The following is a 19,249-nucleotide window of genomic DNA, read 5'->3' as shown; positions in this document are numbered from 1 at the left end:
CGATGAAGGAGCCGGAGGATTTGGGACCAAGGACGGAGCGGTTTGCTCGAGAGGTGCGAGCGTTTGTAAAAATGCTCCCATGCACTGTGAGCAATCGTGAGGATGTGAAGCAATTGGTGCGCGCTTCCGGATCTGTGGCCGCCAACTACATCGAAGCCGATGACGCATTGGGGCCGAAGGACAAACTGATGAGGTTTCGCATCTGCCGCAAAGAAGCCAAGGAATCGCGCTTGTGGCTGTCTTTGGTGGATGTCGGCACCGCTGAGCCATTGGCAATCGAGCGTGCTCGTTTGGTTGATGAAGCGATGCAGTTCGTCTCGATCTTCTCGGCGATCATCAATCGTTTGGGACGGTAACTATTTGGGATTTGGGATTTAAGCGGTTGGGATTTCTCTTCATGGACTAGGGCATGAAGAGTATGACTGGATTTGGGCGGGCGGTGGCTTCGTTGGGGAGCGGGTCCGTGGTGGTGCAGGTGAACTCGGTGAATCGGAAGACACTCGATCTGACGATGCGGCTGCCGGAGGCTTGGGCGGCTCTTGAGAGCAAGATCGCCGAGGCCGTGCGTGAGGTGGCCACCCGTGGCAAGGTGCATGTCCAGGTGGGCATGGAAGCCGCCAGCGGCGACGAGGCCAAAGTCGAGGCTGCACTCGAGCGCCTGCGCCGGATCGCCGACGCCAACGGGCTGCCGTTTCAACCCGATGCCCGCCTGTTGTGGGACATCGCCAACGACCGTCGTGCGTCCGTCGAACCTGAACTCGATGAGGCGGTGGAGGACGCGGTGCTGTCGGCGGTCGAGGAGGCCCTGCGCGCCTTTGCCGCGATGCGGGCCAAGGAAGGGGAAGCCCTGCTGATCGATTTTCTCACGCGTATTGGAATTCTGAGGACAAACGTGGCGGCCGTCGCGGAACGCGCGCCGCAGGTCGCGCCGGCTTACCGAGAGCTGCTGTTCAAGCGCCTGCGGGAGGCCGACCTGGAGTTGGATCCGTCCGACGAACGCGTGCTCAAGGAAGTTGCGCTCTTTGCCGATCGTTCCGACATCACCGAAGAACTCACCCGCCTGAAAAGCCACCTGCAGCAGCTGGAGGCGCTGCTCAAAACCGACGGCGAGATCGGCCGCAAAGGTGAGTTCATCCTGCAGGAAATCGGTCGTGAGATCCACACCATCGGCAGCAAGGCCAACGACCTGGAAATCTCCAAACACGTCATCGAGCTGAAGAACGAACTCGAGCGCGTGCGCGAGCAAATCGCGAATGTGGAATAAGGCCGACGCGCCGACGCGGGGCGTCGGAAATCCCAATGGTTTAAACCCCAAATCCCAACCATGTCTGATCGGTTGGGATTTGTTTATTGGGATTTGGGGTTTTCCTCCTCCGGCGGCTGCCTCAGCGAATGTATCAGGTATAAGGCCGACGCGCCGACGCGGGGCGTCGGAAATCCCAATGGTTTAAACCCCAAATCCCAACCATGTCTGATCGGTTGGGATTTGTTTATTGGGATTTGGGGTTTTCACCCTCCGGTGGCTGCCTCAGCGAATGTATCAGGAATAAGGCCGACGCGCCGACGCGGGGCGTCGGAAATCCCAATGGTTTAAACCCCAAATCCCAACCATGTCTGATCGGTTGGGATTTGTTTATTGGGATTTGGGGTTTTCACCTTCCGGTGGCTGCCTCAGCGAATGTATCAGGTATAACCCTACGCCGATGCAGATGCCGCTGTCGGCGATGTTGAAGGTGGGGTAGGTGTAACTGCCGAAGTGGAAGTCGAGGAAGTCGACCACGTGTTTATAGGCGATGCGGTCGATGAGGTTGCCGACGATGCCGCCGCAGAGCAGTCCGAAGGCCCACTGCACCATGCGGTCGCGCAGGCCCAGTTCATGGCGCCACCAGTAGATGGCGCCGAGGGTGAAGGCGGCGAGCAGGGCGAGCAGGGTGGATTTGCCGGTAAACAGGCTCCAGGCTGCGCCGGTGTTGCCGACGTGCACGAGATGGAAGAAACCCTCGATGACCGGGATGGCCCCTTGCTGCAGGTGGTAGGTGCCGAGGGGCAGGTGCTGCACGATCCAGAACTTGCTCACCTGGTCGAATACCAGGGTGGTGAGCGCGAGGATCCAGAGCAGGCGGTAGGCCGCAAAGCGAGACAGCCAGTCGCGCGCGGGCGGCTGGCTGGAAAGGGGGGCCGGAGTGGTCTCCGGCGAAGGCGAATCGGGGGCGCTCACCGCAGAAAGCGGCGGCCGGGGCCGCCGCTACGGATGATCAATCGTCCTCGCTGGTGTCGCTGAGGGTGGGACCGTCTTCGCCCATTTCGCCGAAGAGACCGGCTTGGGAGCGGACGCGGAGGCGGTTGCGCTCCAGCTGCTTCTGGGCCTCGGCCGAGTAGCGGGTGAAGGGCACGGCCATGAGGCGGTCCTTGGGAATGGGTTTGCCGGTGACTTCGCAGACGCCGTAGGTGCCCTTTTTGATGCGCTGGATGGCGGCCTCGATCTCGGAGAGCGCCTCCTGCTCGTTGGCGACGAGAGAGAGGGCGAAGTCGCGGTCGAAGGTATCGGTGCCGGCGTCGGCCATGTGCTGGCCGTAGGACGACAGGTCGCCGGCGTCATCCTTGGAGGAACGCTTGAGCGTGTCTTCGGAGTGCTGGTCGATCTGGCCGGTGAGCGCCTCGCGGAGCTCGAGCAGGGCCTTGTAATAGCGACGGTATTTGTCCGGCACTTGGGACGGATCGTCGTAATTGTTTTTGGCGCCGCCGGCCGGGTTGAAGCCGAGGATGTCGGCGAGGGAAGCGGCGGCGACGTGGGAGGGTTTGGCGGCCTTGAGGGAGGCCTCGATGGCGGCCTTCTTCTCGGCGGTCTTGGTCGCCTTGGCCTTGTTTTCCTCCTCCTCGCGCTGGGCGGCCGTCTTGGCGATTTCCTTCACCTCATCGAGGGAGAAGGCGATCGATTTGGAGCCTTTGGCGCGACCGAGGGCTCGGCTGCGCAGGGCGGACTTTTTGGTGGGTTTGGGTTTTCCAGAGGAACTCACAGAAGTGGATTTGGTTTTGGTCGCGGCTTTGGCCGGAGCTGACGGGGTGGCCGCAGCTTTCTTCGGCGATTTGGTCGCTTTCTTAACGGTGGAAACAGATTTCGTGCCGCTGTCCTTGGTCGGGGCGGCTTTTTTGGCGGGAGATGTTTTAGCGGTGGTTTTCTTGGCCGGCGCCTTTTTCACGGGCAGAGCCTTGGTGGCCTTGCCGGAAGCTTTCTTTTTGGCCGGCGCTTTTTTCACGGCGGCTTTCTTGGCAACAGGTTTGGTGGCGGCGGTCTTTTTGGTGGGAGAGGATTTTTTGGCTGGCTTAGGGGATGAAGGTTTCTTGGCGGTCGCTTTGGGGGAGGCGGAGCGGGTGGGGATCTTCTTAGCCATGATGGGGAGTTTGGGGGGAGGGAGTTAGCCGAGGGCCTCCGCGCAGCGGGGGCAGGTTTCGCCATGGGGAGTGGCGGAAAGTTCGGGCACCCAGCGCCAGCAGCGCGGGCAACGTTGGTCGCCGTGCTCTTGGCAATGGGAGACTTTAACCTGCAGGGCTTTCTCATCGGTGGTCGTGAGATCGACCCGTGAAACGATAAAGAGTTCGGGCAGGAGGTCTTGGTATTGCTTGAGCAGGGCGGCGGGCTCGACGTCGTCCGCGATGGCCAGAGACACGGTGGCGTCGAGAGATTTGCCGATCTTGCCAGCCTGGCGGGCGGGCTCGATGGCCTCGGTCACCTGGGCGCGCACCTTGAGCAGGGCGGCGACTTCGGCGGCGAGGCTGTCGTTTTTCCAATCGGCGGGGATGACCGGCCAATCCTGCAAGTGGATCGTCTGGTCGGTGAAATCGCTGCCGGCGGTGCCATGGGACCAGGCTTCGTCGGCGGTGAAAGTGAGGACCGGCGCGAGCAGGCGCACGAGGGTGTCGAAGATCGCGCGGATGGCGGTCTGCGAGGAGCGGCGCTGCGGGTGGTTGGCCGGGAAGGTGTAGAGACGATCCTTGAGGATGTCGTGGTAGACGGCCGAGAGCGTGACCGAGCAGAAGTGGTTGCAGAGCTGGAAGACGCGGTGGAATTCGTAGGCGTCGTAAGCCGCGGTGCAGGCCTCGGCGAGGACGGCGGTCTGATGCAGGGCCCAGCGGTCGAGGCGGTCCATGTCGGCCACGGCCACGGTGTCGGTGGCCGGATCGAAATCGAACTGGGTCGAGAGCTGATAGCGGAAGGTGTTGCGGAAGAGGCGGTAAGCGTCGCCAGCGATGCCGAGGATCTTGTCGGACAAAGTGATGTCCTGCGTGAAATCCTGGGAGGCGATCCAGAGGCGGATGACGTCGGCGCCGTGTTCGTTGATGTAACGATCGGACGTGGGCGGTTTCTCGTATTGGCCGCTCTTGGAGATCTTTTTGCCGTCTTCGCCCACGATGAAGCCGTGGGTAAGCACCGCTTTGTAGGGGGCGGCGCCGCGGGAGATGATGGAAGTCCAGAGCGAGGACTGGAACCAGCCGCGGTGTTGGTCGCTGCCTTCGAGGTAGAGGTCGGCGGGCCAAGAGGTGGTGCCCTGCAGGGTGCCGAGCACAGCGTTGTGGGAGGAGCCGGAATCGATCCACACGTCGAGGGTGTCGCGGCCGGCGGTGAGTTCGCTGGCGGCGGGCCAACCGGCGGGCAGCTCCACGCCGTCGAGGAGCTCGGTGGCGGGCGCGTCATACCAGTAGTTGGTGCCGCGGGTGGCGATCTTGTCGGCCACGGCCCGGATCACGCCGCCGTCGATGTAGGGGGCTTTGTCGGGACCGTAGAAGGCGATGATGGGAACGCCCCAGGAGCGTTGACGCGAGATGCACCAGTCCGGGCGGGCTTCCACGGCGCCGCGGATGCGGGACTCGCCCCAGCCGGGGATCCATTGCACGCCGCCGATGGCGTCGAGGGCCTTGGCGCGGTGGTTGGCTTTGTCGAGGGAGACAAACCACTGGTCGACCGCGCGGAAAATGATGGGGGTCTTGGAGCGCCAGCAGTGCGGGTAGCTGTGCGGGTAGCGCGCCTTGGCGAGCAGGGCGTTCTTTTCGGCGAGCATTTTCAGCACGCCGATGTTGGCCGGGGAGGTCTTCTTGGCGGCGAGGTCCTCGACGGTCTCGAGGCAGGAGAGGCCCACGAGTTCGGCGGGCACCTGACCATCATCGACGTAGCAACCGTCGTCGCCGACGGGGCAGTAGATATCGAGCTTGTAGTTGAGACCGGTGAGATAGTCCTCCGCACCGTGGCCGGGGGCAGTGTGCACGCAGCCCGTGCCGCTGTCGGTGGTGACGTAGTCGGCCAACACGATCGGCGAGGCGCGATCGATGAGCGGGTGGCGGGTGGCGAGGTGTTCGAGTTGTTCGCCCTTGGTGGTGTGGACGACCGGGGCTTCGCCCTCGATCTTGGCCGAGCTGAGCACCTGTGGGAGCAGTGCTTGGGCGACGAGAATGCGTTCCGCGCCGAGGTCGGCCACGACGTAGTCGACCTGCGGGTGCACCGCGATGGCGAGGTTGGCCGGGATGGTCCACGGGGTGGTCGTCCAGATGACGACGGAAAGGGGCTTGTCGGTCGGCAGGCCAAACTTCTCGGCCTGGTCGGTCGGCACGGTGAACTTCACCCAGATGGCGGGCGAGACGTGGTCCTTGTATTCGATCTCGGCCTCGGCGAGGGCGGTTTCGAAGGGGATCGACCAATAGACCGGCTTCTTGGAGCGGTAGACGATGTCCTGCTCCACGAAGGAGGCGAAAGTGCGGATGATGTCGGCCTCGTAGGCGGGGGCCTTGGTTTTGTATTCGCTGGCCCAGTCAGCCTGCACGCCGAGGCGTTTGAACTGCTCCTTCTGGATGCCGATCCACTTCTCGGAAAAGGCGTCGCAGCGGGCGCGGCGTTCGGCGGTGGAGAGGTCTTCGCCGGCGGCTTGGATCTCGCGGGTGACCTTCTGCTCGATGGGCAGACCGTGGCAGTCCCAACCCGGCACGTAGGGCGTGCGGAAGCCGCGCATGGTTTTGTAGCGGCAGACGATGTCCTTGAGCGTCTTGTTGAGCGCGGTGCCGATGTGCACGTCGCCGTTGGTGAACGGCGGGCCGTCGTGCAACACGAAGGTGGGAGCATCCGCGCGGAGGCTTTGCATCGCCTGGTAGAGGTCCAGCTGGTTCCAATGCGCGAGGCGCTCCGGTTCCCGTTTCACGAGGTTGCCTCGCATGGGGAAGTCGGTTTTGGGCAGCAGAAGCGTATTTTTCAGGTCTTGCGCCATCCGGAAATAAAGGGCGCAGAGGCTACCCGGGGCCCCGTGCGAGTCAAGGGCGGCGAAGGGGTATTTGCCGGAGGTTGGCGGGAGCAAGTTTGGGGCTTGCCGGGCGGAAGCGGATGAGCAGGTTGCTGCCACTCACCTGCGATTGGCTGGAGGGCGTCCGGGTCCCGACAAAACCCGGATGCCGATCAACTAAACTTACCCTACCTCGATGACGAAAAACTCTGTTCGAAGTGCGCTCCTGGGGAGCGCGGTATTCCTGAATCTTGCCGCCCTCGGTTGGACCCAAACGTTGGTGGGCACGGAGGCTCAGTTTAATGCGGCGGTGGCGGCGGGGCGTGCCGGCGGCTCCAAACACATCGTCTTTACCAACGACATCACCCACACCGGGACGGTGCTGGAAGCCATCTCGGGCGGAGGGAGCTGGATCATCGACGGCGCGGGTTACAGCTATGATGGGGGCAACGTGAATCAAGGTTTCACGGTGTATGACAGTGATGTGACCTTTCAAAATTTGACGGTGCAGAACACGCGGGCGGTTGGTGGCACGGGTGGGGCGGGCCACGCCAGACAGTTCAACAGCGCCGATGCTTGGGTCTTAGGCGCCGGTGGTGGAGGATTGGGTGGGGCTGGCGGTTCGTCGGACGGGGGGGCAGGTAACACAGGAGGAGCGGGTGGTTTTGGTCGAGCAGCTGCGGGTGGCGGATATGTCCACAGCGTGGGCGGTGGCATTGTGCCCGGTGCTGGCGGCGGTCAGTTCGGCGAGTTATTGAGTGGCTTCGGTGAATTCGACGTGGCGGACGGCGGTGGTGTCGGGGCGGTGGGCAGTGCGGGCGGTTTCGGCGGTGGCGGCGGAGGTTCGGGCGGGCAGTATAGGTTATCGCACTCGCCCCCGGTGGCGGGTGCGGTCGGAGGTGCCGGTGGTTTTGGCGGTGGCGGAGGCGGTGGTGCCTTGGCCAAGGGTGGTGCCGGCGGCTTCGGCGGCGGAGGCGGTGGCGGAGCCGGGACCGGCGGCGCGGCGGGTTTTGGTGCCGGGCAAGGGTCGGCGGGAACCTACGAGGAATATTTTACCAACGGGAGCATTACGGGCGGTGGGTCTGGCGGAGGAGGCCTCGGTGCGGGCGGTGGTATCGCCATCTTCGGCAACGCCACTAGGTCCAATGTGAATCTCATCAACGTTTCGTTTGAGACCACCAATGCCACTGGCGGCACAGTGGCCACCCCATTCGGGGGATCGCTTTACCCATCGGGAGGTGGTGGTGCCGGTTTGGGCGGAGCCTTGTTTGTGATGGGAAACCCCACGGCCGGAGGCGGAGAGTATGTGCTCCACTTGCAAGGTGGCGGTAACCAGTCCGGTGGGTCGGCGGTCGGGGGCACGGTTCATGCGAATTCCAATCACAACGGGACCGACGGGTCGGGGGCGGGTGCGGGGTATTTCCTGCAGGGCTTTGGTGTTCTGCGGGTGACGAATACGACGGGTGAAGCTTACACCATAAACAATACGATCACCGACGAAGTCGGCAGCGGCCTCTCCGGCAACGGCGGCACCAACGGGGTGTGGTCCTTGCAGAAGCAGGGCGCGGGCACGCTCACGCTCAACGGGGTCAACACCCACACCGGCGGCACCGCGCTCACGGGCGGCACCCTGGCTTTTAACAGCGATGCCGCCCTTGGCGCGGCCGGCGTGGGGGTGAGTATTGATAATCTGGCTACGTTTCAGGCCACCGCCTCCGTCAACCTTGATCGCCCGATTACCCTGGGCTTTGGCAGTGCGCGTTTGAGTGCGGTCGACGGTGCCACGCTCGGTCTGAACCAGGCCATGGGGGGCAGTGGCGGCATCATCAAGAACGGTGCGGGCACGCTGTCTTTCAACACGGTCATGACCTACAGTGGCGGCACCACGGTGGAAGAGGGCACGCTGTTGATGGCGTCAGCGCTTTCGTTAACTTCGTCCAGTGGCATCGGCGTCCTGGCTGGCGCGACCTGGGACCTGAATGGTTACACCCAGAGCGTGGGCGATTTTTCCGGCTCGGGCGACGTTGTGCTACGCGATGGGGCGGCCTTGTTCGTGGCGAACAGTATCGGGTCGGCCGGTTGGGCGGGGGATCTCAGTGGCTCGGGCGGGGTGGCCAAGGTGGGCGCTGGCGACCTGATCTTCAGCAGTCAAAATTCGTTCACTGGCGGGCTCACCGTGGCGGAGGGGTCCCTGACGGCGAAGGCCGAGAACGTCATCGCACAGGCGAGTGGGATCGGCGTCGATGCCGGAGCGGTCTTTAACCTCAATGGTTTCGACCAAACCGTCGGTGATTTTTCCGGTGCCGGGTCGGTTCTGCTGGGCGGTGCCACCCTGTCGGCGGGGCAGAGTCTGCCCACGGCAGACTTCTCCGGGGTGATTTCCGGTAGCGGCGAACTGCACAAAATCGGCAGCGGCACCCTGCGTCTCACCGGGACACAAACGTTTACCGGCACGACGGTGGTGAACGGCGGCCTTTTGGAAAACAATGGCATCCTCGCGTCGCTCACGCAGGTCAATGCAGGCGGAACCCTGGGGGGCATCGGCACCTTTAACGGGGAAGTCACGGTGGGCGCGGGCGGTGTCATCGCACCAGGTAATTCCCCGGGCACGATTACCTTCGCCGATGGGTTTACCATCCTCGACGGTGCGGTTTTTAACTGGGAACTCGGCGAAGAGGCGTCGGACCTCATCATGGTGACGGGCGGTGTGCTCACCGGCCCTGACTCGGTGGGCGGCGCGACCTTCAACTTTATCAACGGAGAGTATTTGGGTGTCGGCACTTACGATTTGATCAACTTCCAGGGGGCGGAAGCGGTGAATGGTTTTGATGTGCTCGATTTCACCCTGGGTGACAGCGTGGCAGGGTTGAGTTTCACCTTCGGCATCGAGAACCAAGTGCTGCAGGTCACCGCCTCCCTGAGTGCAGTCCCCGAACCCGCCACCTACGCGGTGGCGATGGGGCTCATGGCCGTAGCGATTGTTTGGATACGACGACGACGAATTTGAGGATGACGCGATCCGGCGACTTTGTCGCCGGATCCCGCCGGTGGGGGCGCGGGGAAAGTGCCGGCCGTTTGCAGCGGAATTGGCACAAGGCTTGCGGCGCTGGGCGCTGTCCATGAATCACATAAATAACCCGCCCACCTCGGAGCAGGGTAGCGGCTCGCCATTCCCCTCTTCCTTGGAGCGCTACGAAAGCATCGTGGAGAATGCGGTCGAAGGCATCTTCCAATCGACGCCGGATGGACGCTTCCTGTTGGTCAACCCGGCCCTGGCGCGGCTCTACGGTTATGATTCGCCGGCGAGCCTGGTGCAGAGCATCGATGACATCTCGAGGTCGGTCTATGCCGACCCGTCGGTGCGGGAGGAGTTTGTGCGGCTGATGGAGCAGAAGGGGGAAGTGCGCGGCATGGAGTATCAGGTGCAGCGCAAGGACGGCTCGCTCATCTGGATCTCGGAGCACGCGCGGGTGGTGCGGGATCCGAAGACGAGCAAGCTGCTGTATTTTGAGGGGTTCATTGAGGACATCACCGAGCGCAAGCAGATCGAAGCTCAGCTGCGGCAGGCCCAGAAGATGGATGCCATCGGTCGCTTGGCCGGCGGGGTGGCGCATGACTTTAACAACATCCTCACGGCCTTGGTCGGCTACTCCGAAATCCTGCGCACGCTGGTGCCGGAAGGGCCGGCCAAGACCTACCTCGACGCCATGATGGATGGCTCGCAACGCGCGGCGGCGCTGTGTCGGCAGCTGCTCATCCTGAGCCGGCGACACGCCGTGCTGCCGCAGGTGCTGGACCTGAACCGGGTCGTGCAGGACATGCAAAAGCTGCTCGGCCGCCTCATCACCGAAAACATTGTGTTGGAGACCTCGCTGGCGGACGAGACCCTATCGATCCGAGCGGACGCCACGCAGATCGAACAGGTGATCCTCAACCTGGTGGTCAACGCGCGCGACGCCATGCCCAACGGCGGCCTGCTCGGCATCAGCACCCGTCGTATTCAGATTCCGGATGCCGACACGCCGCCCATGATCGGTTTGGCGGATGGCGACTACGTGGAGGTCGCGGTGCGCGACAACGGCACGGGCATGTCGGCCGAGGTGCAGTCCAAGTTATTTGAGCCCTTCTTCACCACAAAATCAGAGGGCAAGGGCACCGGGCTGGGGCTGGCGACCTGCTACAACATCATTCAACAAAACCGCGGACAGATTCTGGTGGGCAGCGAGTTGGGTCAGGGCACGACCGTGCGATTTTTCCTGCCGCTGGTGCCGGAAGCGCCGCCGAGCCGTCATCCCTTTGTCGATGGCGGCGGGGGACCGACAGGCGACGAGACCGTGCTGGTGGTGGAGGACGACGGCACGATTCGCAACCTGACCAGCATCGTGTTGGAGGGGCTCGGTTACCGGGTGCTCACGGCCGAGAACGGCGCGCAGGGGTTGGAGATGGCCAAGCAGTTTGGCTGTCGCCAGATCGACCTGCTGGTGGCCGATGTGATCATGCCGCAGATGGACGGACGGGAGCTGGCCTACTGGCTGCGACTGGTCGCGCCGGAAATGAAGGTCCTGTTCATCTCGGGCTACACCGACCGGGCGGCGTTCAGCACCGGCACGCTCGGCAAGGGCATGGGCTTCATGCAGAAGCCGTTTGGCCCGGCGGCGCTGTCGCGGCGTGTGCGCGAGATCTTGGATGAGCCGGTGGCGTAGGTGCTTTTTTGTTACAGAAGGGAGCCCGCCGAAGGACGGGCAAGCGACAGGAAGGAAGCGGAGTTGGGGGCTGAGGGGCAGGGGGGGATGGCCACGAAGAGGCACAAAAATTCACGAAAAGGAGGGGCAGGGAAGGTTGTTACACCAAGGGAGCAAAGGAGGGCGCTGGCGATACAGTTGAGGGCGGAGGATCCGGGGTTGCAGACCGCCGCGAGGCGCTGTCGGGCGTGAAGCCCGACCCACATTTTGTTTCAGCGCTTTGCAGTGGGTCGGGCTTCATGCCCGACAGTTTCGTCCACCCTTTAGCCCAGGGCGCGTTCGGCGAGTTTGGCGCCAGCGCTCAGGCAGCTGGGGACCGCGATGCCGTCGCGCACCTGGCCGCCGATGTAGAGGCCGGCATGGGTGCGCTCGCAGGCTTCGATCGCCTTCAGATAGGCCCCGTAGCCGAGGTCGTATTGCGGGATGGCGCGAGGCCAGCGGTTGAGGCGGTGGAAGACCGGGTCGCCGCTCACGCCGAGGATCTCACCGAGTTCGCGGCGGGCAATGGCGAGCAGTTGGTCTTCGTCGGCGCGGCCCAAATCCATGCGGCGCACTCCGCCCATCATGACCGTGACGGCGACGTGGCCGTCGGGGGCGCGACCGGGGAAGAGCGACGAGGAAAAGAGCACGCCGAGCACCTGGCGGTTTTCCTTTTGCGGCATGAGGATGCCAAAACCGTCGAGTGGGTGCGTGACCTGTTCGCGCCGATAGCCGAGGAAGAGGGAGGCGACGGGCGGCGAGACGATGTTGGCGAGTTCGGCCAACGGGCGCTCGCCCAAGGGGCCGATGGCGAGTTGCGAGAGCGGCAGCGCGGGCAGGGCGATCACTACCCGATCAAAGGTCTCGGAGGAGGTGCTGCCGTCGCGGGCCCACACGAGCGTCCAACCCGTTTCGCCGCGCACCAGGGTCGTGACGCGGGCGTTGGTCTCGATGGCCCCTTCGGGCAACTCACGGGCCAGGGCGGCGGGAATCGTGCCGAGACCTTCGCGGAAGGAAATGATGGCGGGCGGGCCGGCTTTCTGACCGCGGGCGCGTTTGGCTTTGGCGGCCTTGATTTGGCCGCGGATGATGGACCCGGTCTCGCGCTCCATTTTCCAGAGCGAGGGGAAGGCGTATTTGGCCGACAGCTTCTCAGGGTCGCCGGCATAGACGCCGGAGACGAAGGGATTCAGACCGTAGTCGACCAACTCGTCGCCGAAGTGGGAGCGGATGAACTGGGCGAGGCTGATATCCGCCGGACGGATACGCGGGCGTTTCAGGATCTCCGCAAAGAGGCGGACCTTGGCACCGAAGGAGAAGAGTTTCGATTGGAAGAGTCCCGGAGGCGACGCGGGCGCGGCGACGGGGCGGCCGTCGCGCAGGATGTAGCGGTTCTTGGCTTCGGGCTGCGCGTAACAACGTTCGTTGCCCAGCCCCAGCTCAGCGATGAGGGCACCCAGCTCGGCGCTTTCCTGCAGAGAGTTGGGACCGCTCTCGATCAACCACTCGCCGTCACGTTCGCTGCGCACGGCCCCGCCGAGGTGGGTGTTGCACTCAAAGAGGCGGACCTTGGCACCGGCTTTAGCCAGGTCGTGGGCGGCGGCGAGGCCGGTGGCACCGCCACCGATGACGGCAATCGAGCGTGATTCGGGCATCTTGCCGCTCAGCTTAGCCGAAAAGTCGGTCGCGACGTGCGCGAATTTTGCCGTAGAGGCGTCGTCGACCGACGTTTTCGAAACAAAGGCCATCGGTTCGGGTGCTTAAGTGTTGGCGTTGTCCCAACTCGTCACGGTGTCGACGAGCGATTCCATGCAGGCGATCTTGGCGCGCGGGGTGATGCCGTGGCCGAGGTTAAAGATGTGGCCGGGCAGGTCGCGCATGGAGTCGAGCAGGCGAGTGGCGGCCGAGCGCACGATCTCGGGCGTGGTCTGCATGAGCACCGGATCGAGGTTGCCCTGCACCGCGACGTTGGCGGGCAGATTGCGCCGGGCGATGGCGAGGTCGCAGGTCCAGTCGAGACTGATGGCGCGCACGCCGCTGAAGGCCTGATCAGTGAGGTGGGGCGCGGTGCCCTTGGCGTAGAGGATGATGGGGAAGTCGGCCGGCAGCGCGGCGACGATGCGTTTGATCCACTGGAGGGAGGCGGCCTCGTAGTCGGGCCCGGCGATGATGCCGCCCCAGGAATCGAAGATCTGAATGGCGTCGGCCCCGGCCTCGATCTGCAGCTTGAAGTAGGCGATGAGGGCGTCGGTGAGTTTGCCGAGCAGCGCGTCGAACATCGGGCGGTCGGTGTAGAACAGCAGCTTGATCCGTTCAAAGTCGTCGGAGCTGCCGCCCTCGACCATGTAGGTGGCGAGCGTCCACGGGGAGCCGCCAAAACCGAGCACGGCCTTGCTGTCGCCCAACTCGGCGCGGATGAGGCGGAGCGCGGCGGGCACGTAGTGCAGCTTTTCGCCCACGGCGTCGGGACCGGCGAGGGCGTCGACCTGGGCGCGGGTCTCGAGCCGGTATTCCATGCCGATGCCGCCTTGGTCGCGGAAGTGGTAGGGTTGGCCGAGGGCTTCCGGGATGGTGAGGATGTCGGAGAACAGGATGGCGGCGTCGAGGTTGAAGCGGCGCAGCGGTTGCAGGGTGACCTCGAGAGCGAGCTCGGGCGTGTGCACCATGTGGAGGAAGGACGACTTGGCCTTCAACTCGCGGTATTCAGGCAGGTAGCGCCCGGCCTGGCGCATCACCCAGAGGGGCGGTCGGTCGAGCGGCTCGCAGGCGCAGGCTTTGAGGAAACGTTCGCGGGAGGTCATATGGTGAAAATCCTAAATCCTAGAGACTAAATCCTAAACCTCCGCGAGCCAGTCTTGGGGGCGGAGGAAATCGGTGTGGAGGGCGGCTTCGGGGGAGCCGGGTTCGGGCGTGTAGTTGTATTTCCACGACACCTGCGGCGGCAGGCTCATGAGGATCGACTCGGTGCGGCCGCCACTCTGCAGGCCGAAGTGGGTGCCGCGGTCCCAGACCAGGTTGAACTCCACGTAACGACCGCGCCGATACAACTGCCAGTCGCGTTCGCGGTCGGTGTAGGCCGTGGCTTTGCGGCGGGCCACGAGCGGCTGATAGGCGGGCAGGTAGTGGTCGCCCACGCTGCGCATGAAGGCGAAACTCCGGGCGAAACCGAGCTCGTTAAAATCGTCGAAGAAGAGGCCGCCGACACCACGGGGCTCGTCGCGATGTTTCAGGTAAAAGTAGTCGTCGCACCACGTTTTGAGCCGCGGGTAGTAGTCCTCGCCAAAGGGCGCGACCGCGGCGCGAGCGGTCTCGTGCCAGTGCACGGCATCTTCGCGGAAACCGTAATAAGGGGTGAGGTCGAAACCACCGCCGAACCACCACGTGGTATTTTTGATTTTCGATTCTGGATTCTCGAATACCGCGGGATCATCGAGGCCGTCGCCCGCGCAGAAAAAGCGCACGTTGGCGTGACTCGTCGGTGCGTAGGGATTGCGGGGGTGGATGACGAGGGAGACGCCCATGGCTTGCCACGGTTTGCCCGCGATCTCGGGGCGGTTGGCGGTGGCGGAAGGCGGGAGTTGGTCGCCGCAGACGTGGGAGAAACCGACGCCGCCTTTCTCGAAGGTCTCGCCGTCGGCGATGATGCGGGTGCGTCCGCCGCCGCCGGCCGGGCGGATCCACTCGTCGGTCTCAAAGCGGGCCGAGCCCGTTTCCTCGGCGTCCAGCCCCGCGCAGATGCGATCCTGCAGATCGAGCAGGTAGGAGCGGACGGCGGAAAGGTCGGGCAGGTCGGACATGGCAGACCGCCAAGCCGAACAGAGTCCGCCCGCCGGGCAACGTGAAAGTCAGGTGAAGGGGGCTTGCGCGGTAGCCGCGTTGCCGCGCAGCGATCCCGCGGCTGTGGAATGGTCGCCCCTGGGACCACGCTGTCACCGCCGGGCCAAGCGTGGCTCCTTGGCGTTCCTAATGCTCTTGCCGGTGGTGTGATCGCATGACCAACCAGCGGCGCAGGCGGTTGAAGACGGTGGTCAGGGAGACCGCGGAAAAACGTTCGGACATTCGGTCGTTCACGCGGATCGTGAAAAGGTGTTCCGACCAGAGTCGGTTACAGGGCAGGAGTTCGACTTTGAGCGTGTATCCGCGCTCCATGTCCTTTATCGAAATCCGAAATCGCGCCTTCTGTCGTGCCATACCCTTGGAACGCAAAAATGCCCCCGAATCTTTCACAAACCGCGCAGCGACAAGGTATAAAATCCAGCGTCCGTAAATTTTGCCCCGTAAATTTTGCGGTGTAAGGAGTGTCTGAATCCCAAAGCAAAAAATGCACCAAGAATTTAGCAAATCATTCCACCGCAGGTATTTACCCCAGTCGGAAGTAAGTCCGGAGGTAGGCTAATAACACTGATCGGCGGAAGACTGAACATGATGACACTGTTGTTCCCTAGGAAGATCGACCGTATCGCGTATCTAATCCGCATGCTCATCTTCGTTTTTCTGTGTGCCCCCGTTTCGCTCGAAATGGCGAGGGTTGAAGAGGAGGAATACGTTCCGTCGCTATCCCTACTCTTAGTTTCATTCATTGCGCTGATCTATTGGTTCATGTTTATCGTTCGGCCGCGCTGCCGAGATTGCGGTTGGTCCCCTTGGATATCGATTGTCTCGTTCGTCCCGTTTCTGAATCTGTGCCTTTGGATCGCCCTGCTGTTTCCGAGCAGCATCTCCGCCAGGGACGAAAAAGCCGATCCAGTCACCGCAGCCAACGGCGGCAAGCCGCCGCGGCTGAGTTAAATCGTTCGACGGAAATAGAATGACTGACACCATTCTCCATGTTTGTGCCTCCGCTTTGTCGATCGCGATGGTCGTGGTTTTTGTTGGCGGTTTTACCGCGTCGATCACGCTTCTGTTTTTCGGCGATCCAGAAGCGATCGAGAAGAGGCGCACCACATCGTCTTTGTTTCTGGGGAGCCCGATGACACCGATCGAGTGCTACAAACAGGAAGCCTGGATCATGTGGAAGATTCGTGACCGCTGCTTTAAGGCGTTTTTGATTTCGGTCTTAGTGTGGGTTTTGCTCTACGCCGTAAGTATGTTTATGGAGGCCCCTATTCTTTCCGCGCCGATAAAATGAAAAAGTCGAACCAGCCACCGCAGCCAACGGCGCTAGCGCGCCGCGGCTGAGTTCAATCGTTGAGACTGTCGAAAAACCCCGTTTGTCGGTGATTATTTGATACACGGTTGGCCTGATAAATGATGGGTTATGGGCACGCCCGAAAGAGGCGTGCACATCATGGCGAAGTATAAACCTTATGACTACGCGCAGACGATGATGGTGGCGGTGTCGCTGGCGGACCAACTGCAGCCGGGGACACTGGAACACACGATCCACTACGTGGTGCAGGAGCGACTCGATCTGCGCGCCTTTGACGCCGAGCATCACAACGACGATGGGGGCCGCCCGGGTTACGATCCACGGGTGCTGCTCAAGGTCGTGTTGCTGGGCTACTCGCGGGGGCTGCTCAGTTCTCGCAAGCTGGAGGCGGCGTGCCGCGAACAGATCGTGTTCATGGCCCTGTGCTGCGGCCAACGGCCGGATCACAGCACGATCGCGACGTTTGTCTCGGGCATGGGCGAGGAACGCATCAGCACGCTGTTCTCACAGGTGCTCTTGGTCTGCCATGAGGCCGAGCTACTCGGAGGGACCCACTTCGCCATCGACGGCTACAAGCTCTCCAGCAACGCGGCCAAGGAATCGAGCGGCACGCATGAGGACCTGCGCAAAAAGCGCGACAAGCTCAAGGAGCTGGTGCGCGAACACGTGCGCACGCACCAGCACAACGACCGTCGCAGTGAAGACGGCAAAGGCGGCGGCAGTTCGTCCCTGCTGCCCCGCGATCCCGCCAAGCGCCTCGCGCGCCTCCAACGCCAGGCCGAGCGCATCGAACGATTCCTCAACGAAAACGAACCCCGCCAGGGCCGCAGTGGCACCGAGATCCAAAGCAACGTGACCGACAACGAGTCGGCCAAGATGAAGAGCAGCCACGGCATCATCCAGGGCTACAACGCCAACGCCATGGTCGACGCGAAGCACCAGGTCATCGTGCACGGCGAAGCCTTTGGCGTCGGCGACGACGGCGCGGTGGCCACTGCCATGCTGGCCGGCGCCGCCACCCACCTCACTCACGCCACCGGCGAGGACGACCCGTTGCGCCAAAAGATCGTGAGCGCCGACACCGGCTATTTTTCCAACCAAAACCTCGAAGCGTTCGAGGCCGCCGAGGTCGACGCCTACGTGCCCGATCCGAAGTTCCGCTCCCGTGACCCGCAACTGGCCACCGCCAAGCGGCACCGTCGCCCGACCGACCGCCGCAAACAGGACTACCGCTCCAAACGTCGCTGGTTCCGTGGCGACGACTTCACGTTCGACGAAGCCACTGAGCGCCTCATGTGCCCCGCCGGCCAGCGCCTGTATCGCTGCGGCCACGACCACGTCACCGCGCAAGGTTACCGCGCCACCTCTTACCGCGCGCCTAAGACCGCCTGCTTAAGCTGCGAGCTGCGTGACCGCTGCCTGCAACACCCCGAGAGCGGCAACCCACGCCAAGTGCGCGTCTTCCACGGACGCGTCACCGAGACCCTCACCTCGCGCATGAAGGACAAGATCGACACGCCTGAGGGCCGACAGATCTACAGCCGCCGCCTCGGCATCGTGGAGCCGGTCTTCGGCAACCTCGGCGCGCAAAAAGGCATGAACCGATCGACGCTGCGCGGTAGGGCCAAAGTGGATACCCAATGGAAACTCTACTGCCTGGTGCACAACCTGGAGAAGATCGCCCGCCACGGCAGACCCATAAGATGAGCGAAGGGGCGCAATCCAGCCCGCGATCGCGGCGCGCAACGCCGCCGCCAAGGCATCCTATCGCATCATTCCCCTCAAATCCCCAGATCCTCCCCAAAACCGCGCCCCTGTAGCAAAAATCCCGTGCCCCTATATCAATCCCAACCAAGCCCACCCCAACCTCGACAGCAGCGGGTTTCCCGACAGTCTCGTTGGCCGTAAGCCATGAGATCGCACGACATACATGAGGTTCTAGCCAGTGAGTTTCACGCCGTCCCCGAAGAGTGCTGGTCGCCCCGATTTGATCCATGGGAGCATCGTCCGGATACATTCTGGCGAGAGCATCTCTGGTCAGGTGTGAGCGCAGCAGAAGAAGCTGAAGACGTATGGATTCGGACAGGGTCGTGGCCTGAAGTAGATGAGCGCACACGCTATTTCCTTCGACTTCGCCTGGAGAATGCCGGACGAGCTGTGACCAGCGATCAGGCACCAGATATAAGCGCGGTATCCGACGGAATCCTAGCCGGCGGAATCGCCGGTCGAAGAGCCATATCGCGAGTCGTGTCCACGTTGTGGACAGAAGACATGGCCCGTATTTGGGAAGCCGAATCGATACGGCACGAAAGTCCGCGCAGGGTGTATATGTCCCGCCCTGAACAAGATCGAACTTAGATGAAGAGGCCAACCAACCAGTGGAGCCAACGACCACAGGCCGTCCTTTTTCGGTCGGTTTCATTGGCTCACCTCCCCGTCCGTGATCTGCTGTGGTCGCGGCTCACTTGAAACGTTAGGCGCGATGCCATACTCCCCAAACTCCCTGTTTCGAAAAGGCGTCAACTGGCAAATGAACGCCTGCATTGGAACAAATGGCGGCCCCCACGACTACCGGGCATATGCAGATGGCTTCTTCGATGCCGCTGAGCACCTCATTGAGTCGATTCGTTCTCGACGCGAACCGAGACTGCACATCGATACCGCAATCTATCCGATTGTTCAGTCGTATAGACACGGACTGGAACTCTCCTTGAAGCATTTGCTCATCGAATCGACCTTGGTATTACGATCAAATCCCGAGCTGCCGATGATACACGATCTTGGAGAGTTGTGGCGTGACCTTAAGACTCGGATTAGCGAGCTCCCTGCACCCGTCGTTGAGGCCGACGATGTTCTGAAGCTTGAGCAGGCGATATCTGATTTTTCGTGTATCGATCCGATCGGTATGGTTTTTCGCTATCCAGAGGACAGAAAGCGTCAGCTCCATATTCAGACATCAGAGTTACTGAACTTGGAGGTCCTTGAGGAGGGCATGAAGTCAGTGAGGCAGATCACAGAAAACATGCGGTCATCTATTTCTTATCTTATCACCCTGTCACATGAAGAAGACAGGGCCTAACCATCCGCCGCAGCCAACGACCGCCAGCTCCGCTGGC

The 19,249-nt window shown here is 62.5% G+C and carries 15 protein-coding genes; 9 read left to right on the top strand and 6 right to left on the bottom strand.

From position 1 onward, the window contains the following. Positions 1 to 2 precede the first annotated feature (2 nt). Together K1X11_RS05560 and K1X11_RS05555 are read left to right on the top strand one after the other, a co-directional pair. The gene (locus tag K1X11_RS05560; protein WP_221033108.1) at positions 3 to 356 is read left to right on the top strand and encodes a four helix bundle protein; all 354 of its coding nucleotides are present in this window, start codon (positions 3 to 5) and stop codon (positions 354 to 356) included. A gap of 53 nt (positions 357 to 409) precedes the next feature. Next, positions 410 to 1,264, top strand: coding sequence for a YicC/YloC family endoribonuclease (locus K1X11_RS05555; RefSeq protein ID WP_221033107.1), 855 nt, complete (start codon positions 410 to 412; stop codon positions 1,262 to 1,264). A 369-nt stretch (positions 1,265 to 1,633) separates the two neighbouring features. Here the strand turns inward: K1X11_RS05555 and lspA are convergent, their stop codons facing one another. Both lspA and K1X11_RS05545 read right to left on the bottom strand, forming a co-directional pair. Further along, a complete protein-coding gene (lspA, locus tag K1X11_RS05550) occupies positions 1,634 to 2,218 on the bottom strand; it encodes a signal peptidase II (protein WP_221033106.1) in 585 nt (194 codons plus the stop codon). Positions 2,219 to 2,255: 37 nt separating this feature from the next. Continuing rightward, a complete protein-coding gene (locus K1X11_RS05545) occupies positions 2,256 to 3,017 on the bottom strand; it encodes a TraR/DksA family transcriptional regulator (protein ID WP_221033105.1) in 762 nt (253 codons plus the stop codon). A 4-nt stretch (positions 3,018 to 3,021) separates the two neighbouring features. Here K1X11_RS05545 and K1X11_RS05540 point away from each other — a divergent pair, with 4 nt between their 5' ends. Then, positions 3,022 to 3,420 (top strand): hypothetical protein, encoded by a 399-nt coding sequence (locus K1X11_RS05540; RefSeq protein ID WP_221033104.1) that lies wholly within the window; start codon positions 3,022 to 3,024, stop codon positions 3,418 to 3,420. Here the strand turns inward: K1X11_RS05540 and ileS are convergent. After that, a complete protein-coding gene (gene ileS, locus K1X11_RS05535; protein ID WP_225919727.1) occupies positions 3,417 to 6,200 on the bottom strand; it encodes an isoleucine--tRNA ligase in 2,784 nt (927 codons plus the stop codon). The genes K1X11_RS05540 and ileS overlap by 4 nt on opposite strands. Positions 6,201 to 6,459: 259 nt before the next feature. Here ileS and K1X11_RS05530 point away from each other — a divergent pair, with 259 nt between their 5' ends. After that, positions 6,460 to 9,270 (top strand): beta strand repeat-containing protein, encoded by a 2,811-nt coding sequence (locus K1X11_RS05530; RefSeq protein WP_221033102.1) that lies wholly within the window; start codon positions 6,460 to 6,462, stop codon positions 9,268 to 9,270. Between the two features lie 175 nt (positions 9,271 to 9,445). After that, complete coding sequence (locus K1X11_RS05525; protein WP_221033101.1) at positions 9,446 to 10,966, top strand: ATP-binding protein; 1,521 nt, start codon at positions 9,446 to 9,448, stop codon at positions 10,964 to 10,966. A gap of 302 nt (positions 10,967 to 11,268) precedes the next feature. Here K1X11_RS05525 and hemG read toward each other — a convergent pair whose 3' ends face one another. The 3 genes from hemG to hemF are packed head-to-tail and all read right to left on the bottom strand — an operon-like array spanning position 11,269 to position 14,781. Continuing rightward, the gene (hemG, locus tag K1X11_RS05520) at positions 11,269 to 12,732 is read right to left on the bottom strand and encodes a protoporphyrinogen oxidase (protein ID WP_225919724.1); all 1,464 of its coding nucleotides are present in this window, start codon (positions 12,730 to 12,732) and stop codon (positions 11,269 to 11,271) included. A 12-nt stretch (positions 12,733 to 12,744) separates the two neighbouring features. Continuing rightward, positions 12,745 to 13,785, bottom strand: coding sequence for a uroporphyrinogen decarboxylase (hemE, locus tag K1X11_RS05515; RefSeq protein WP_221033100.1), 1,041 nt, complete (start codon positions 13,783 to 13,785; stop codon positions 12,745 to 12,747). Between the two features lie 33 nt (positions 13,786 to 13,818). Beyond that, positions 13,819 to 14,781: an oxygen-dependent coproporphyrinogen oxidase gene (gene hemF, locus K1X11_RS05510; protein ID WP_221033099.1), complete on the bottom strand. Its 963-nt coding sequence runs from the start codon at positions 14,779 to 14,781 to the stop codon at positions 13,819 to 13,821. Positions 14,782 to 15,406: 625 nt separating this feature from the next. Here hemF and K1X11_RS05505 point away from each other — a divergent pair. From K1X11_RS05505 to K1X11_RS05490, 4 genes are all read left to right on the top strand, one after another. Further along, positions 15,407 to 15,772 carry a DUF805 domain-containing protein gene (locus K1X11_RS05505; protein WP_221033098.1) on the top strand — a complete coding sequence of 122 codons (366 nt, stop codon included), beginning with the start codon at positions 15,407 to 15,409 and terminating at the stop codon, positions 15,770 to 15,772. Positions 15,773 to 15,791: 19 nt separating this feature from the next. Further along, positions 15,792 to 16,112 (top strand): hypothetical protein, encoded by a 321-nt coding sequence (locus tag K1X11_RS05500; RefSeq protein WP_221033097.1) that lies wholly within the window; start codon positions 15,792 to 15,794, stop codon positions 16,110 to 16,112. 129 nt (positions 16,113 to 16,241) lie between these two features. After that, complete coding sequence (locus tag K1X11_RS05495; protein ID WP_324725960.1) at positions 16,242 to 17,840, top strand: IS1182 family transposase; 1,599 nt, start codon at positions 16,242 to 16,244, stop codon at positions 17,838 to 17,840. A 775-nt stretch (positions 17,841 to 18,615) separates the two neighbouring features. Next, on the top strand, positions 18,616 to 19,212 hold the full coding sequence (locus tag K1X11_RS05490; RefSeq protein ID WP_221033305.1) for a hypothetical protein: 597 nt from the start codon (positions 18,616 to 18,618) through the stop codon (positions 19,210 to 19,212). Positions 19,213 to 19,249: the final 37 nt, after the last annotated feature.

The sequence above is a fragment of the Actomonas aquatica genome, from assembly GCF_019679435.2.
Classification (GTDB): domain Bacteria; phylum Verrucomicrobiota; class Verrucomicrobiia; order Opitutales; family Opitutaceae; genus Actomonas; species Actomonas aquatica.
Note: the sequence above shows the minus strand (reverse complement) of the source record. Positions and strands in the feature narration are given on the sequence as shown.

What these genes read in the sequence shown, in the direction of transcription:
- K1X11_RS05530 (WP_221033102.1), top strand. Translation starts at nt 6,460, where the DNA reads ATGACGAAAAACTCTGTTCGAAGTGCGCTCCTGGGGAGCGCGGTATTC.
- ileS (WP_225919727.1), bottom strand. Translation starts at nt 6,200, where the DNA reads ATGCGAGGCAACCTCGTGAAACGGGAACCGGAGCGCCTCGCGCATTGG.
- hemE (WP_221033100.1), bottom strand. Translation starts at nt 13,785, where the DNA reads ATGACCTCCCGCGAACGTTTCCTCAAAGCCTGCGCCTGCGAGCCGCTC.
- K1X11_RS05495 (WP_324725960.1), top strand. Translation starts at nt 16,242, where the DNA reads ATGGGCACGCCCGAAAGAGGCGTGCACATCATGGCGAAGTATAAACCT.
- K1X11_RS05505 (WP_221033098.1), top strand. Translation starts at nt 15,407, where the DNA reads ATGATGACACTGTTGTTCCCTAGGAAGATCGACCGTATCGCGTATCTA.
- K1X11_RS05555 (WP_221033107.1), top strand. Translation starts at nt 410, where the DNA reads ATGAAGAGTATGACTGGATTTGGGCGGGCGGTGGCTTCGTTGGGGAGC.
- K1X11_RS05560 (WP_221033108.1), top strand. Translation starts at nt 3, where the DNA reads ATGAAGGAGCCGGAGGATTTGGGACCAAGGACGGAGCGGTTTGCTCGA.
- K1X11_RS05500 (WP_221033097.1), top strand. Translation starts at nt 15,792, where the DNA reads ATGACTGACACCATTCTCCATGTTTGTGCCTCCGCTTTGTCGATCGCG.
- hemG (WP_225919724.1), bottom strand. Translation starts at nt 12,732, where the DNA reads ATGGCCTTTGTTTCGAAAACGTCGGTCGACGACGCCTCTACGGCAAAA.
- hemF (WP_221033099.1), bottom strand. Translation starts at nt 14,781, where the DNA reads ATGTCCGACCTGCCCGACCTTTCCGCCGTCCGCTCCTACCTGCTCGAT.
- K1X11_RS05490 (WP_221033305.1), top strand. Translation starts at nt 18,616, where the DNA reads ATGCCATACTCCCCAAACTCCCTGTTTCGAAAAGGCGTCAACTGGCAA.